Source organism: Phytomonospora sp. NPDC050363, from assembly GCF_040655735.1.
Classification (GTDB): Bacteria; Actinomycetota; Actinomycetes; order Mycobacteriales; family Micromonosporaceae; genus Phytomonospora.
Window position 1 is genome coordinate 1 of sequence record NZ_JBFAKK010000005.1, and the last position, 14280, is coordinate 14280.

Here is a 14280-nt window from a genome sequence, read left to right on the forward strand (position 1 = left end):
GGCGGCACCGTTCTTTCGCCCAGGTACAACACCGGTACCAGGGCGAAAGAACGGCTTGCCAGAAGAAAAACGAGCCCCGCCTCGCACCCACAAGATCACCAGGACACACCCTAGGGCGTGTCCTGGGGCGCTTCGCACCCGACCGGACCGGGCACAGGAAGTCGGGTCCGGCCGGGCGTCCCTTCCTAACGTGGGTGAGGAACCAGGAAGGACACCGGAGAATGCTGGGGCGACTCAACCAGGCGATGGAACACATCGAGGAACACCTCGATCGGCGCATCGAGATCCATGACCTGGCACGAATCGCATGGACGTCGGAGTACCACTTCCGGCGGATGTTCTCGGCTCTCGCCGGGATTCCGCTCGCCGAGTACATCAGGCGCAGGCGACTGACCGTCGCCGGCGCCGAGGTGCTCGCCGGCGAGCGGACACTGCTGGAGATCGCCGTTCGCTACGGCTACACCTCCGGAGAGGCCTTCGCCCGGGCATTCCGCGCCGTACACGGCGTCGGCCCGGGTGAGGCCAGGCGCAACGGCGCCAGGCTCCAGTCCCAGCCCCGGATGTCCTTTCGACTCATCGTCGAAGGAAGCAGCAGCATGCGATACAAGATCGTGGAGAAGGAAGCGTTCCGCGTCGTCGGAAAGAAGGCCCGGGTCCCCCTGGTCCACGAGGGGATGAACCCCCACATTGTCGAGTTCATCAAGGGCATCGACAAGGGGCTGATCGCGCGGCTCGAAGAGCTGTCCGACCAAGAGCCGCGAGGAATCGTGGGCGTGAGCGACAACCTCGCCGACAGCCGCGCCGAAGGAACGGAGCTGGATTACCACCACGCCGTGGTGACCTCGGCGGAAGGGCCGCAGGGACTGGAGGGGGTGGACTCCCTCGCGGTGCCGGCCGGAACCTGGGCGGTGTTCGAGAACGCCGGAACCCTCCCGGTGGCCCTGCAAGGGCTGTGGCGAGACGTGTTCACCCAGTGGTTCCCGTCCAACCCATACCGCAGCCGACCCGGCCCGGAGATCCTGCGAGTGCAGGTTCTGGGCGAGGGAACCGGTGCCGCCGGGGTCGGGGCTCACGCGGAGGCCGAGTTGTGGATTCCGGTGGAGCGCGCATAGCCGCGTCCGCCGAAGGGCCGGGCGCTTGGGTCGCAGGCCGCGGGTCGCAGGCCGCAGTCGCGGTGAGGTGATGGCGCCGACACGGGGCCGCCGCAGGGCGGGGCCGGGTAGCGGGAGGCCGAGTCGCGGGGAAGGCGGGTCCGGCGCGGTGCGCGGTATTGCGACGGGTGGGGCTCGTGAGGCGCGTGGGGCTCGTACGGCAAGGTAGCGCGGATCGCGGAAGCGGGGTTCGTGGCAGCGGGCGGTGGCTTCAGGGGCGCCGCCCGCTCGGCGTCAAGGGCGGCGGGCGTGGGGATGGTGGCAACGGCGATGGTGGCGGCGATGGTGGCGATGGCGAAGTTCGGGCTGGGACGTCGCGGGATGGTCGGGGCGGCGTTGGGGGCGCTGGGGAGTGTGATGGCGCAGGCCTTGCCGATGGGAACGGCAGTGGCGGCGTTGGTGCTGCTGGGGACGGTCGCTCTCGCGCTGGGGATGACGGCGCGCGGTGGGAGCTGCGGTAGGGGCGAGGGCTGCGCGACCGGCAGCTAGACCATCTCGCGCGCGGCTGCCGCCCGAACCATCTCGTGCGCCGCTGCCACTCGAACCATCTCGTGCGCGGCTGTCGCCCCCGTCTTCGGCGTCCGCGAGCCGTGCGAAGCACGGCAGAAACCAGACCTGGAGGTGTGTTTCCGTCGGTCGGCCGGTGATTGGACCTACCTGGGGGTTCTGTCGGGGTCAAGGGCGGGTTTTCCCTTGACCCCGGCAGGTTCCCCAGGTGCCCTTGAACAGGCCGAAAGACGGAAACACCCCACACACCCAACCCCCAGCCTTCTGCAGGGTGAAGCGCCAGTGGGGCGCCAACCAGAAACCCGAAGCACCCCACCGTTTCCAGAGCGAGGCCCGGGGTCTGGGGCAGCGCCCCAGGAACTCACGCCGGGAAGTCGTCAGCCCGGCATCCGCGAGGCCCCGAAAGCCCCCAACCCCCCCGACACCAACCCCGTCAGCGCCTCCACGATCTCCTCGTCCGCCATCTCCGGCCCACCGTCGGCGGCGGTCATCACCGCGTACGCCAGCATCGCCAGCATCGCCCCGATCGCCGGCGCGAGAATCCCCGGCGCCCCCGGCAACCGGTGCCCCCGCTCCTCCAGCCACTCCAGGTGCTCCCGCAGCATCTCGGTATCGGCGGTCAAGTCCCGCCACGCCCTCCCCGACCCCGGCTCGTCGGCCACCATCGACTGGAACAACGCCACCACCACCGGCAGATGCTCCCGGAACACCCCCCACGCCATCCCCAGATGCGCCTTCAGCACTTCCCGGTCGGTCAGGTCGTGCTCCCGCGGATGCTCGGCGACGATCTGCTCACTCGCCTGCCCCCGCATGTCCGCCAGCAGGCCGGCCAGCAGCTCGTCCTTGTCGGCGAAGTGCTCGTAGAACGACCCGGTCGACCGCCCCGCCGCCTTGGTGATGTCGGTGATCTTCGTGTTGAGGTAGCCGCGCTCGACGAACAGCCGACGGGCCGCCTCCTTGAGGGCCGCCTCGGTCTGGGCGGCCTTCTGCTTGCGTACGCCGGTCACGTCCACCTCCTTTGTTGACGCGGACCCTACCAACGAGGATACTGAATCAACATTCACCGAATCTAGATTCAGCGAAAGGAGATCTCATGAAGATCACCGTCATCGGCGCCGGCGTCGCCGGAACGACCACCGCCCTCGCCCTCCGCCGCACCACGCACGCGGAGATCTCCGTCGTCGAGGCCCACCCCGAGCCGGCGGGAACCGTCGGCTCCTTCCTCAGCCTCGCCGCGAACGGCCTGCGGGGTCTAGCCGACCTCGGCTGCGCCGACCAGATCCGGGCCGCCGGATTCGACGTCCCCCTGCAACGCATGTGGGGCGCCCGCGGCCACCTGCTCGGGGAGGTCGCCCGCGGCCGCCGGTCCGCCGACGACCTGCTCAGCGTGACCCTCATGCGCGGCGCCCTCGTCGAGACGCTGCGGGAGACAGCTACCGCGGCAGGCGTCCGCATCGAGACCGGCCGACGCGTCGACCGACCCTCCGATGTGGACGCCGACCTCGTGGTCGGCGCGGACGGCATCTGGTCGGCGACCCGGACCGCCCTCGACCCCTCGCTCGCCCGACCGCGATACGCCGGGCTCTACACCGTCTCCGGCTTCAGTGCCGGCGGCACCGACCCCGGCGTCTTCAACCTCACCTTCGGCGTCCCCGGAGCGTTCATCCACGTGGGCGCTCCCGACGGCCGGATCTGGTGGGCCGCACAGGTCTGCGGGTCGGCGCCCGCGGGTGACGTCGGCGTCGACCGGCTCGCGACCTGGTACGCCGACAACCCCGTGGTCGCAAAGGTTCTGGCGACGGCCACGGAGGTGAGCCGGCCGATCCCGCACCACACCCTCGCGGAGGTCGAGCGCTGGCACGACGACCGCACCGTCCTCGTCGGCGACGCCGCGCATCCCGTGGGAGCGGGGCAGGGCGCCTCGATGGCGGTCGAGGACGCGGTGGTCCTGTCGCGCGTCCTGGCCGGCGCCCCGCGCGACGGCCTTCCCGCCGCGCTGGCCGACTTCACCGCGCGGCGACGGGGAAGGGTCGCGAAGGTGTTGAAGGCGGCCGGCGACAACGTCGACGCCAAGACGGCGGGACCGGTGAAGCGGCGGCTGAACGAGGCCATGATGCGGCTGTTCATCCCGCGCTTCTACGAGAAGGCCACCGGATGGCTCTACGACTTCGACCCGGTGGCGGGCTGAGGACGCGGGGGTGGTGGCGCCCCCGCGCCTCCATCGCTGCGAGCCGAGGGGAACAGCCGGTGAACGTCACTCGACCTTCGCCAGCTCCGCGGCCGCCTCGCTTTTCCCGGCGGCGTTGCCCAGCTCGGTGAACATCCGCAGCGACCTTCGCAGATGCCCCTCCGCCTCGGGTCTTCGGCCGCGCGCGGCGAGCGCGATCCCCGTGACGAGCAGGATCTGGGCGTGCAGGTCCGCCGAGTCCAGTTCGCGGGCGAGGTCGGCGGCTCTGCGGAGGTCGGCGTCGGCGGCCTCGGGCTCGTCGAGGCGGACGTGTTCGGTGGCCCGGCCGATCAGGCCGGTGGTGAGACAGTCACGGAGGTTGTGGCGTTCGGCGAGTTCCACGACCTCGGCGAAGAGGTCGCGGGCGAGACGGTGCTCGCCGCGCCTGGCGTGGACTTCGGCGAGGTTGTGCATGGCGACGCACTCGGAGTCGGGGGCGCCGACGGCGGCGGCGAGTTCGCGGCATTCGCGGTAGCACTCAAGGGCGGCGTCGAGGTCGCCGGTGAGCAGGTGGACGGTGCCGAGTCCACTGAGGACGTGGCCGAGGCCGCGCTTGTCGTCGGCGCGGCGCTTGTGCTCGCGGGCGCGCTCGAACCACGCGAGGGCCTCGGTGTAGCCGCCGATGCGCCACCAGACGTCGCCGATGCGGAAGGCGGCGGCTCCGGCGTGCACGTCGTCGCCGTAGGTCTCGGCGACGTCGAAGGCGTGCCGGTGGAGGGCCATGCCCTGGTCGTGGAGGGACCGCAGGTGCAGGCGCCGCCAGAGCAGCGCCGACAGCTGCCGGGTGTGCTCGGGCCGGCGGTGGGCGGCGGTCTGGGCGGCGACGGCGACGATGTCCTCCAGCTCGGAGTCGAGCCAGGCGGCGCCGTCGACGGAGTCGTCGAAGCGCCGGGCGTGGCGGTCCGAGCCGGGCAGAACGCTGTGGTCGCAGGGATCCCAGGGGTGTTCGGCGTCGCGGGCGCCTGCGACGGTGTGGACGTAGTAGTCGGCGAGGCGCTCGCGTGCGGCCTCGACGGTGGCGCTGTCCAGTGTGGACGACAGTTCCACGGCGTAGGCGCGCAGCAGGTCGTGGGTGCCGTAACTCTCGGGCGCGTCCATCTCGTCGATCAGGTGCGCGTGCAACAGGGTGCCGAGCTGTTGTTCGGCGTCCTCGTAGGGGATGTCGGCGAGGGCCGCGGCCGAGTGGGCGTCGACGTGGCGGCCGGGATGCAGGCCGAGGAGCCGGAAGAGTCGCGCCGCGTCGGCGTCGAGTTCGTCCAGCGACCAGGAGAACACCGCGCGGGCGTCGCTGTAGGGGTCGCCGGGGTCGGCGAAGAAGTCCAGCTCGCGCGAGGACAGGTCCGCGACCAACTGCGCGAGGCTCGCCTCGGGACGGTCGGCGGCGTGCCGGGCGGCGACCCGCAGCGTCAGCGGAAGGCGCGAACAGCGCTCCACAAAGGACAGCGCCGCCTCGGGTTCGGCCGCGACGCGTTCGCCGATCAGGGACGCCAGCAGTTCCAAGGCTTCCGGGGGCGTGAGCCGGTCGACGTACAGGCGCACGGCGCCGTCGCGGGCGCGCAGTCCGGTGAAGGCGTGGCGGGTGGTCACCACGGTGAAGGAGTCGGGACTGCTCGGCAGTAGTGGGCGCACCTGCTCGGGCGTGGCGGCGTTGTCGAGGACGACCAGCAGTGAGCGGTCTGCGGTGAGGCTGCGGTACAGCGCCAGCCGCTCGTCGGGGTTGACCGGGACGCTCGCGGCGGCCACCCCGAGGCCGCGCAGGAAGAGCCCGTGCACCTCGGTGGCCGTGCGCGGCCGGCCGGGACCGAAACCCGCGAGGTCCACGTACAACTGGCCGTCGGTGAAGCGGCCGGCCACCCTGTGTCCCCAGTGGACGGCCAGGGCCGTCTTGCCGACACCCCCACTGCCGGTCAGCGCCGACAGCACCGCCGCCGGGGGGCGTCCCGCCGGGTCGAGCAGGTCGTCGAGCTCCCGCAGCAGCGACTCGCGCCCGACGAAACCCCGCACGTCGAAGGGAAGCTGCCTCGGCGCCGGCACACCCGGCTCGGCCGCCTGCCGCTCGCGCGCACCCAGGTCGGCCGCCCGTGCCCGCCGCCATGCGGCCTCCCAAGCCATGCGGGAAGCCGGATCCAGGTCGTCGACGAGTCCGCGCAGCACCGGAAGGCGGGGCAGCGGACGACTCCCGTTGAGGGCGTCGCTCAAGGTCGAGGCGGGAATCCCGGTCCGTTTCGCCAGCGTCCGAAGAGAAGGGTCGCCGGCCCACATCTTGAGTAAACGCAACTCCCGCGCGAGATCCGCCGAGGAGCCGGCCCGCACGGGATCGGGACGGTCCGAGGGGTTGTTCGGCGTCACGACCAAGCTCCTTCTCGCCGGTGCCTCCTGCCGTGCCGGGGCTTGCGATGGTAGCGAACCGTCGTACGGGAACGTACGGGAACGTCCGGGCGGGTCGACGCCGAGCGGCCGCGGCGTGCCCAATCGATGTGCACGAGGCGAGTACACGGGGGTGTGGCCGCCTCGCATCGGTGGATCTGGGGGAGGTCTACCGATGCGGGGCGTCAACACGCCTCACGAACCGGCCCAGACCCCCGTGCGCAGGAACTCGCCGATCGCGTTCTCGTGCGGTGCCAGGTCCATGCCCTGCGCGGCGACCCAGCCGTCGTCGAAGTAGCTGTGCCCGTAGCGCTCGCCGGAGTCGCACAACAGCGTCACGACGCTGCCCGCGACGCCCGCCGCGCGCATCTCCCCGATCAGCGCGAAGGCCGCCCAGAGGTTCGTGCCGGTCGAGCCGCCCACCCGGCGGCCCAGGAGCTTCGAGGCCACTCGCAGCGCGGCGACCGAGGCGGCGTCGGGGACCTGCACCATCCGGTCGACGACCGAGGGGATGAACGACGGCTCCACGCGGGGCCGCCCGATCCCCTCGATCCGTGACCCGCCGCGCACCGTCGCGGCGGGGTTCTGCTCGCTCCACCCGGCGAAGAAGGCCGAGTTCTCCGGGTCGGCGACGCACACCTTCGTCGGGTGCCCCTGGTAGCGGACGTAGCGTCCGATGGTCGCCGAGGTCCCGCCCGTGCCCGCGCCGACGACGACCCACGCCGGCAGCGGGTGGCGCTCCTCGCTCAGCTGCTGGAACACCGACTCGGCGATGTTGTTGTTGCCCCGCCAGTCGGTGGCCCGCTCGGCGTAGGTGAACTGGTCCATGAAGTGCCCGTCGCGCTCACCGGCCAGCCGCCGCGCCTCGTCGACGACCGTTCCGGCGTCCTCGACCAGGTGGCAGGTGCCGCCCATGAACTCGATGAGGTTGATCTTCTCCTCGCTGGTGGTCCGGGGCATCACCGCGACGAACGGCAGCCCCAGCATCCGCGCGAAGTAGGCCTCGCTGACCGCCGTCGACCCGCTCGACGCCTCGATCACCGGCGTCCCCTCGGTGATCCACCCGTTGCACAGCGCGTAGAGGAACAGCGAGCGCGCCAGCCGGTGCTTGAGGCTGCCGGTCGGGTGCACCGACTCGTCCTTGAGGTACAGGTCGACGCCCCAGCCGGGCGGCAGCGGGAAGGTCAGCAGGTGCGTGTCGGCGCTGCGGTTGGCGTCGGCGTGCACCTTCGCGATCGCCTCGTTGACCCAGCCTCGGGTCTTGTCGCAACATCGGTCGACGGTGTTCATGGGGCTCCCCGAGTCATGATCGCGGCTGCTGCCGACAACCTACCCGCCGCGTGGGCGCCCCGCCTGGGCCGATCGGCGAGGAGGTGGACTGGGCCACGTCACTCCGGCGTGATGCCGCCCAGGGGCTGCGGCCTGCTCTCCCACTTCGTCGACAGCGCGATCGCCGTGCGCGTCCGGGCGACCCCGGGGAGCCGGTTGAGGCGCGTGACGAGCTGCTCAAGCTCCCCGATCGCACCGACTCGCACCTTGATCAGGAACGACTCCTCCCCGGCCAGGAAGTAGCAGGACTCGACCTCGGGGATCTGCTCAAGGGCGTCGGTGACCACCGAGTACTCGGTGTCGGTGTGCTCCTGGATGCCGATGAGGGCCGTGACGCCCAGACCGACGGCCTCGGGGTTCACGTCGGCGCGGTAACCGGTGATGACGCCGTTGCGCTCCAGGCGGCCCATGCGGTCGTGCACGGCGGGCGCCGACAGCCCCACCTGTCGCGCCAACTCGGCGTACGAGCGGCGCCCGTCCACTCGCAGCATCTCCAGCAGGCGGCGGTCGATGTCGTCCATGGCCCGACCCTAGTGGACGCAGCGGATCGACCACCAAGACGCCTGATCCTGCCGGTTTGGTGCATATTCATTAGCTTGGTGCTCTAATGGGGGTGGACTCCGCCTGAAGGGGCGCATGGGGCAGGGGGGCACGTCAATGGACAGTGAAGACCGCTTGTTGACACCGGGCGAAGTGGCGGCGCTCTTTCGTGTTGATCCCAAGACGGTGACCCGCTGGGCCGCGGCCGGCCGGATCAGCAGCATCCGCACTCCCGGTGGCCATCGCAGGTTCCGCGAGTCGGAGGTCAAGAAACTGCTGTTCGGGGAGCGCGGCGGACCACCGCCGGAGCAGCCGTGAATTGACGCCGCCGGCGCAGCGTATTGAAGTTGATCAATACGCTGGGCCGGCGCGTGCCCTCAAGACGAGGGCCCGCGACCGCCGCTGAATACTCACGCGGTGATCACCTTCTCCACTCACGAGGACTACCAGCGGCACGTCGGCGATCTCGACGCGTGGTGGCCGCACGCCGAAGCCGTGCTCGACCGGCACGGCCTGCACGCCGACGGCCCGCCGAGCGCGGCCGGGGGCGGCTCGTACCCGACGATCCTCGCCGGCGACCTGGTCGTGAAGTTCTACGGCCACGCCGGCCAGTGGCGACAGGCGCACGCCACCGAACTGCGCGCCTACGCCCTGCTCGCCACCGACCCGGCCATCGCCGCCCCGCGACTGCTCGCCTCGGGCGGCCTGGGCGACGACTGGGCCTACCTGGTGATCTCCCGCGTCACCGGACGCACCTGGGCCGAGGCGAAGATGCCGCCCGACCTGCTGCGCGCCGCCGCGACCGACCTCGGCGCCCACATCGCCCGTGTGCACGCGCTGCGCCCCGGCCCCGACATCGCACGCGTCACCGACCTCCCCGCGCTCGACTTCACCCCCGCGCACGCCCGCTCGGCCCTCCCGAAACGCTTCGTCGCGCAGGCGGCCGAGTTCGTGACCGCGGTCGGCCCCGATGACCCGGCCTTCGGCAACGGCGACCTCTTCGAAGGCAACATCCTCGTCGACCACGGCCGCGTCACCGGCCTCATCGACTGGGGGGACGCGCTGGTCATCGACCGCCACAACGAGCTCGCCAAGATCCACCTGTCGACCTTCCGCTGCGACAAGGACCTCCTGCGCGCCTTCCTCGACGGCTCGAACTGGCCGGCCGGGAAGGACTTCGCGCGCCGGGCCATGGCCATGGCACTGGTCCGGCAGGCCGTCGGCGTCGGCCAGCACGGCGGCGGCTTCGACAACTTCTACCTGATCCCCGGCCTGCCCGGCCTCGACGACATCGGCACCCTCGACGAGCTCGCCGAGGCGGTGTTCGGGGTGTAGGCAGCGTCAGGGACTGTCCAGCCGGGCCGCGCCCAGCTCGCCGCGCCACCGCTGGTACAGCGTGTGCGCCACGCCCGCCGAGTCGAGCACGCGCCCCGCGACGAAGTCGACCAGCTGCTGCACGTCGCTCGCCCCCGCGTAGAACGCCGGGGAGGCAGGCAGCACCGTGGCGCCCGCGTCGTGCAGGGCCAGCAGGTGCACCAGGTGGCTGCGCGAGGCCGGCGTCTCGCGCGGCACCACGATCACCGGCCGGTGCTCCTTGAGGTTCACGTCGGCCGCACGCTGGAGCAGGTCCTTCGACAGGCCCAGCGCGATGCCCGCGCACGCCGCCGTCGACGCCGGGACGACGATCATGCCGTGCACCGGGTACGAACCCGAGGACGGCCCGGCCGCGAAGTCCCCGGCCGGCCAGTAGGCGACGTCGTCGGCGGACAGGTCGCGCCCCAGCCACCCGGCCAGGTCGTCCTTCCACCGAGCGTCGCGGATCGTCCCGCCCGTCTCGTCGACGAGCGTGAGCCGGGCGGCCTTCGACACGACGAGGTCGACGGCGTGCCCGGCGTCGAGCAGCGCGTTCAGCACCGCCTTCGCGTAAGGCGTGCCGGACGCGCCGGAGATGCCGACGACCCAGGGTTTGCGCATGCCTCAAGCGTGCCCGAAAGCCCTCTCCCGCGACCGCGCGGGAGGGCGGCGTCACAGACCCAGCGCCGACAGCCTCGGCAACGCCGACCGCGCCAGCTCCCGCGCCGTGTCCGCCGACGTGCCCCGCCTGGCCGCGTCGGCCGCCTTCATGCACTGCGACACCGTGTGCGCCCCCAGAACCGCCCTGACCAGGGGCAACGCCGGAGCGCTCATGGAAAGGCCCGACACGCCCAACCCGACCAGCACGCACGCCAGCGCCGGATCGGCCGCCGCCTCACCGCACACCCCGCACGACTTCCCCGCCCGGTTGGCCGCCTCGGCCGCCTCGTGGATCAAGTCGAGCAGGGCGGGCTGCCACGGGTCCTGGAACCGCGCCAGCGACCCCAGCTGGCGGTCGGCGGCGAAGGTGTACTGCGCCAGGTCGTTGGTCCCGATGCTGAAGAAGTCGACCTCCCCGGCGATGTCGCGGGCCCGCAGTGCCGCCGCCGGGATCTCCACCATCACCCCGACCTTCGCCACGTCCTCGCTCAGCCCCGCCGCCCGCGCCGCCTCCACGAAGTAGGCCGCGTCGTCGGCGTCGGCCACCATCGGCGCCATCACCCACAACTGCGCCGACGTCCCCCGCGCGGCCTCCGCCAGGGCACGCAACTGCGTGTCGAGCATGTCCGGGTGATGGCGCATCATCCGCAGCGCCCGCTCGCCGAGAGCCGGGTTCGGCTCCTCCCCGGCGGGCAGGAAGGCCAGCGGCTTGTCGGCGCCGGCGTCGAGGGTCCGGACCACCACGCGCCCGTTCCCGAAGGCCGACAGCACCGCGCGGTAGGTCTCCACCTGCGCCTCCATCGTGGGCGCGGTGGCGGCGTCGAGGAACAAGAACTCCGTGCGGAACAGGCCAACGCCCTCCGCGCCGTGCGACAGGGCCCCCGGCACGTCACCGGGACCGCCGATGTTGGCCAGCAGCGGCACCGGCTTGCCGTCGGCGGTCCGGCCGGGCCCGGACGCCGCCGACAGTGCGCCGGCGAGCGCGTTGGCAGCCTGCTCGGCCCGCTGGACGGCGGCCTCCCCGGGATCGACGGTGACGACCCCGGTGGCGCCGTCGACGAGCACGCGCGTCCCGTCGGGAATCTCGAGCGCGCCGGGCGCGGCGACCACGGCGGGCAGGCCCATCGTTCGCGCGAGGATCGCGCTGTGGCTGGTGGGACCGCCCTCGGCGGTCACGAAGGCGAGGATCTTCGCCGGGTCGATGAGCGCGGTGTCGGCCGGCGCGAGATCCCGCGCGACCAGGATGAACGGCTCGTCAGAGTTCGGGACACCGGGCATCGGCGCGCCGGTGAGCACCGCCAGCACGCGGTCGCGGATGTCGTCGAGGTCGGCGACCCGCCCCGCCATGTAGCCACCGGCTCCCGCGATGAGTTCCCGGAAGGTCCCGAAGGCCTCGTGAACGGCCCTGGCCGTGCCGGTGCCCTCGTCGATCTTGCGCGCGGTCACCTCCGCCAGACCCGGGTCGCGGGCCATCATGGCCTGCGCCGACAAGACCTCGGCGGCCTCGGCGCGGTCACGCTCGACGGCGCTCGCCGCGCGCGCGTCGAGGTCGGCGCCGACGGCTTCGAAGGCCTCGGCCGCGGCGCGCTTGGCGGCCTCGGCGTCGCCGTCGAGGCGCTGCCCGGCGGGCGGCTCGGGGACGCGGGCGACCATCGCGCGGACCGGACCGGCACCGACGCCGGGGCTGACCCCGACGCCGGTGATGTCGGCGGTGCGGTCACCGGTCACGGTCAACGCGGATTCCGCGGGGCACCGGTCTCGCCGGTGTCGGTGACCAGGCCGGCGAGCCTGTTGACGACGGTCTCGTCGTCGCTGTCGATGGTGATCTCCTCGCCGTTGCGGACGTCGAGCCCGAGGACGGCGAGGATGCTCTTGGCGTTGACGCGGCGGCCGTCCTTGGTGAGTCCGACCTCGTTCTCCGACACCGCCGCCGTCTGCACGAACACCGCTGCCGGGCGCGCGTGCAGCCCGACATCGGTGGCGACCTTGACCTGGCGCTCTGCCACGGTTGTCTCCTCTACTTCCAGGTGAACAGCGGGTCGGCGGTGTGGACTTCGTCCCCGGCGGTGACCGTGACGCGTGCGGGGTCGGCGTCGAGCGCGATCACCGGGCAGATCGGCGAGCGGCCGCCCTCCTCGATCGAACCGGCGTCCCAGCGAACGATCTCGGCGCCGGCGGCCACGCGAGCGCCTTCCTCGACGAGCAACTGGAAGCCTTCTCCGTCGAGCTTCACGGTGTCGATGCCGAGGTGCACCAGGACACCGCGACCTTCGGCGTCGACGATCACGTAGGCGTGCGGGTGCAGTTTCCGCACCACCCCGGAGATGGGCGCGACGGCCACGCCGGGACCGCGCACCGGGTCGATGGCCGAGCCGGGGCCGACCATCCCCTCGGCGAAGACCGGGTCGGGCACGCCCGCGAGGCCGACGACCTTCCCCGCGACCGGGGCCACGATCGAGGTCATGGTCAGCCCTCCATCAGTTCTTCGATGTCGCTGGCGATGTTGTCGGCGTCGGTCCCGACGACGACCTGGACGTTCCTTCCCGCCTTCATGACCCCGTAGGCACCGGCGGCCTTGAGCGCCGCCTCGTCGACCAGGGACTCGTCCTTGACCTCGGTGCGCAGGCGCGTCGCGCAGGGCTCCAGGTCCTCGATGTTCGCCGCGCCGCCGAGCGCGGCGATGATGGCCTCCGCCTTGTCCATGTCGGACTCCCTCACTGTCGGGCGCTCTGACGCCCACCTTGGTCTATTTAACGCGGAAATGCCCGGGTTGTCGGGCTGTCTGCTTATGATCGCGTCAATGTCGGCTAGGTGACGGGGGGCGTCCATGAGCGCGACAGCGGCCACGGGAGACAGCTCCAAGGGGAGGTCGGGGGTCTTCGGCTTCCTCCAGAAGTTCGGGCGCAGTCTCATGCTGCCCATCGCCGTCCTGCCCGCCGCGGCTCTGTTGCTGCGTTTCGGGCAGCCCGACATGCTCGGCGAGGACGGCCTGGGCGCGCACTGGGAGTGGCTGCTGCCGGTCGCGAAGGTCTTCGCCGCCGCCGGGCAGGTCCTCTTCGACAACCTCCCGCTGCTGTTCGCCGTCGGTGTCTCGCTGGGCATGGCCCGCAAGGCAGACGGATCGACGGCGCTGGCCGCCGTCGTCGGCTACCTCGTCTTCGACCGCGTCACCAAGGCGATGTTCTCCGAGTCGCGGATCGCCGACCAGGTCATGCAGAACGTGGTCGGCCCCGGCGGCGTGGTCGAGGCGAAGATCGACCTCGGCATGATGAACCCGACCGGCGTGCTCGGCGGCATCATGATCGGCATCGTCGCCGGGCTGCTGTGGCAGAAGTACCACCGCATCAAGCTCCCGCAGTGGCTGTCCTTCTTCGGCGGTCGGCGCTTCGTGCCGATCGTCACCGCCGTCGCCGCGCTGCTCCTCGGTGTCGTGTTCGGCTGGGTCTGGCCGGTCGTCGGCGAGTGGATCGCGACCTTCGGCGACTGGGTCGCCGAGAACGGTGTGGCCGGCGCGGGCGTCTACGGCGTCATCAACCGTCTCCTGCTGCCGATGGGCCTGCACCACATCGTCAACTCGATCGTGTGGTTCACCATCCCCACCTGCGACGTCAACGGCGTGGTCGCGCACGGCGACCTCAACTGCTACTTCGCCGGACAGGACGGCGCCGGCACCTTCATGGCCGGCTGGTTCCCGGTGCTGATGTTCGGCATCCCCGGCGCCGCGCTGGCCGTCTGGCGGGCGGCGCGTCCGGCCAACCGGGCCGTCGTCGGCGGCCTGATGTTCTCCGGCGCGCTGACCGCCTTCGTCTGCGGCATCACCGAGCCGATCGAGTACTCGTTCATCTTCGTCGCGCCGCTGCTGTTCGGGCTGCACATCCTGCTCAGCGGCCTGTCGATGGTGATCGTGACGGCCCTCGACATCAAGATCGGCTTCGGCTTCTCCGCCGGGCTCATCGACTACCTGCTCAACTTCGGCAAGTCGAACACGCACCGGCCACTGCTGTTGCTGCTGATCGGGCTGATCTACTTCGTGGGGTACTTCCTGATCTTCTACACGGTGATCACGAAGCTGGACCTGCCGACTCCCGGCCGCGAGGCCGAGGACGAGGAGGCCGAGGTGGAGAACACCTCGTAGCGCGCGGACCG

At 71.5% G+C, this 14280-nt stretch carries 14 protein-coding genes; 5 read left to right on the forward strand and 9 right to left on the reverse strand.

Annotated features, from left to right (window positions below):
* The first annotated feature begins 221 nt into the window (after window positions 1–221).
* Window positions 222–1112 carry an AraC family transcriptional regulator gene (locus tag AB0I28_RS14445; protein ID WP_357493277.1) on the forward strand — a complete coding sequence of 297 codons (891 nt, stop codon included), beginning with the start codon at window positions 222–224 and terminating at the stop codon, window positions 1110–1112.
* Window positions 1113–2035: 923 nt separating this feature from the next.
* Here the strand turns inward: AB0I28_RS14445 and AB0I28_RS14450 are convergent.
* Complete coding sequence (locus AB0I28_RS14450) at window positions 2036–2665, reverse strand: TetR/AcrR family transcriptional regulator (RefSeq protein WP_357493279.1); 630 nt, start codon at window positions 2663–2665, stop codon at window positions 2036–2038.
* A gap of 86 nt (window positions 2666–2751) precedes the next feature.
* On the opposite strand from AB0I28_RS14450, the gene AB0I28_RS14455 reads away from it, so the two are divergent.
* The gene (locus tag AB0I28_RS14455; RefSeq protein WP_357493280.1) at window positions 2752–3846 is read left to right on the forward strand and encodes an FAD-dependent monooxygenase; all 1095 of its coding nucleotides are present in this window, start codon (window positions 2752–2754) and stop codon (window positions 3844–3846) included.
* Window positions 3847–3912: 66 nt separating this feature from the next.
* Here AB0I28_RS14455 and AB0I28_RS14460 read toward each other — a convergent pair whose 3' ends face one another.
* The 3 genes from AB0I28_RS14460 to AB0I28_RS14470 all read right to left on the reverse strand — a co-directional run bounded on the left by AB0I28_RS14460 (window position 3913) and on the right by AB0I28_RS14470 (window position 8102).
* Window positions 3913–6234 carry a tetratricopeptide repeat protein gene (locus AB0I28_RS14460; protein WP_357493282.1) on the reverse strand — a complete coding sequence of 774 codons (2322 nt, stop codon included), beginning with the start codon at window positions 6232–6234 and terminating at the stop codon, window positions 3913–3915.
* 213 nt (window positions 6235–6447) lie between these two features.
* Window positions 6448–7542, reverse strand: coding sequence for a PLP-dependent cysteine synthase family protein (locus AB0I28_RS14465; protein WP_357493284.1), 1095 nt, complete (start codon window positions 7540–7542; stop codon window positions 6448–6450).
* Between the two features lie 98 nt (window positions 7543–7640).
* Complete coding sequence (locus AB0I28_RS14470) at window positions 7641–8102, reverse strand: Lrp/AsnC family transcriptional regulator (RefSeq protein WP_357493285.1); 462 nt, start codon at window positions 8100–8102, stop codon at window positions 7641–7643.
* A gap of 136 nt (window positions 8103–8238) precedes the next feature.
* Here AB0I28_RS14470 and AB0I28_RS14475 point away from each other — a divergent pair, with 136 nt between their 5' ends.
* Both AB0I28_RS14475 and AB0I28_RS14480 read left to right on the forward strand, forming a co-directional pair.
* On the forward strand, window positions 8239–8439 hold the full coding sequence (locus AB0I28_RS14475; RefSeq protein ID WP_184790293.1) for a BldC family transcriptional regulator: 201 nt from the start codon (window positions 8239–8241) through the stop codon (window positions 8437–8439).
* Between the two features lie 99 nt (window positions 8440–8538).
* Window positions 8539–9456, forward strand: coding sequence for an aminoglycoside phosphotransferase family protein (locus tag AB0I28_RS14480; protein ID WP_357493286.1), 918 nt, complete (start codon window positions 8539–8541; stop codon window positions 9454–9456).
* A gap of 6 nt (window positions 9457–9462) precedes the next feature.
* On the opposite strand, the gene AB0I28_RS14485 is transcribed toward AB0I28_RS14480, so the two are convergent.
* Genes AB0I28_RS14485 through AB0I28_RS14505 form a run of 5 tightly spaced genes read right to left on the reverse strand, consistent with a single transcriptional unit; the run spans window position 9463 to window position 12837 of the window.
* Entirely contained in the window at window positions 9463–10095 is a 633-nt protein-coding gene (locus tag AB0I28_RS14485; protein ID WP_357493287.1) for a UbiX family flavin prenyltransferase, read from the reverse strand.
* Between the two features lie 51 nt (window positions 10096–10146).
* Complete coding sequence (gene ptsP, locus AB0I28_RS14490) at window positions 10147–11862, reverse strand: phosphoenolpyruvate--protein phosphotransferase (protein WP_357494266.1); 1716 nt, start codon at window positions 11860–11862, stop codon at window positions 10147–10149.
* Between the two features lie 2 nt (window positions 11863–11864).
* A complete protein-coding gene (locus AB0I28_RS14495; protein ID WP_357493289.1) occupies window positions 11865–12140 on the reverse strand; it encodes an HPr family phosphocarrier protein in 276 nt (91 codons plus the stop codon).
* Window positions 12141–12151: 11 nt separating this feature from the next.
* Window positions 12152–12598 carry a PTS glucose transporter subunit IIA gene (locus tag AB0I28_RS14500; protein ID WP_357493291.1) on the reverse strand — a complete coding sequence of 149 codons (447 nt, stop codon included), beginning with the start codon at window positions 12596–12598 and terminating at the stop codon, window positions 12152–12154.
* A 2-nt stretch (window positions 12599–12600) separates the two neighbouring features.
* Entirely contained in the window at window positions 12601–12837 is a 237-nt protein-coding gene (locus AB0I28_RS14505) for a PTS glucose/sucrose transporter subunit IIB (RefSeq protein WP_357493292.1), read from the reverse strand.
* 124 nt (window positions 12838–12961) lie between these two features.
* Between AB0I28_RS14505 and AB0I28_RS14510 the strand changes: the two genes are divergently transcribed.
* Entirely contained in the window at window positions 12962–14269 is a 1308-nt protein-coding gene (locus AB0I28_RS14510; protein WP_357493294.1) for a PTS transporter subunit EIIC, read from the forward strand.
* The last annotated feature ends 11 nt before the right edge of the window (window positions 14270–14280 follow it).

Excerpts from the sequence above, each read along its gene's own strand:
- AB0I28_RS14445 (WP_357493277.1), top strand. The coding sequence starts at position 222 with ATGCTGGGGCGACTCAACCAGGCGATGGAACACATCGAGGAACACCTC.
- AB0I28_RS14455 (WP_357493280.1), top strand. The coding sequence starts at position 2,752 with ATGAAGATCACCGTCATCGGCGCCGGCGTCGCCGGAACGACCACCGCC.
- AB0I28_RS14465 (WP_357493284.1), bottom strand. The coding sequence starts at position 7,542 with ATGAACACCGTCGACCGATGTTGCGACAAGACCCGAGGCTGGGTCAAC.
- AB0I28_RS14470 (WP_357493285.1), bottom strand. The coding sequence starts at position 8,102 with ATGGACGACATCGACCGCCGCCTGCTGGAGATGCTGCGAGTGGACGGG.
- AB0I28_RS14475 (WP_184790293.1), top strand. The coding sequence starts at position 8,239 with ATGGACAGTGAAGACCGCTTGTTGACACCGGGCGAAGTGGCGGCGCTC.
- AB0I28_RS14485 (WP_357493287.1), bottom strand. The coding sequence starts at position 10,095 with ATGCGCAAACCCTGGGTCGTCGGCATCTCCGGCGCGTCCGGCACGCCT.
- AB0I28_RS14500 (WP_357493291.1), bottom strand. The coding sequence starts at position 12,598 with ATGACCTCGATCGTGGCCCCGGTCGCGGGGAAGGTCGTCGGCCTCGCG.
- AB0I28_RS14505 (WP_357493292.1), bottom strand. The coding sequence starts at position 12,837 with ATGGACAAGGCGGAGGCCATCATCGCCGCGCTCGGCGGCGCGGCGAAC.
- AB0I28_RS14510 (WP_357493294.1), top strand. The coding sequence starts at position 12,962 with ATGAGCGCGACAGCGGCCACGGGAGACAGCTCCAAGGGGAGGTCGGGG.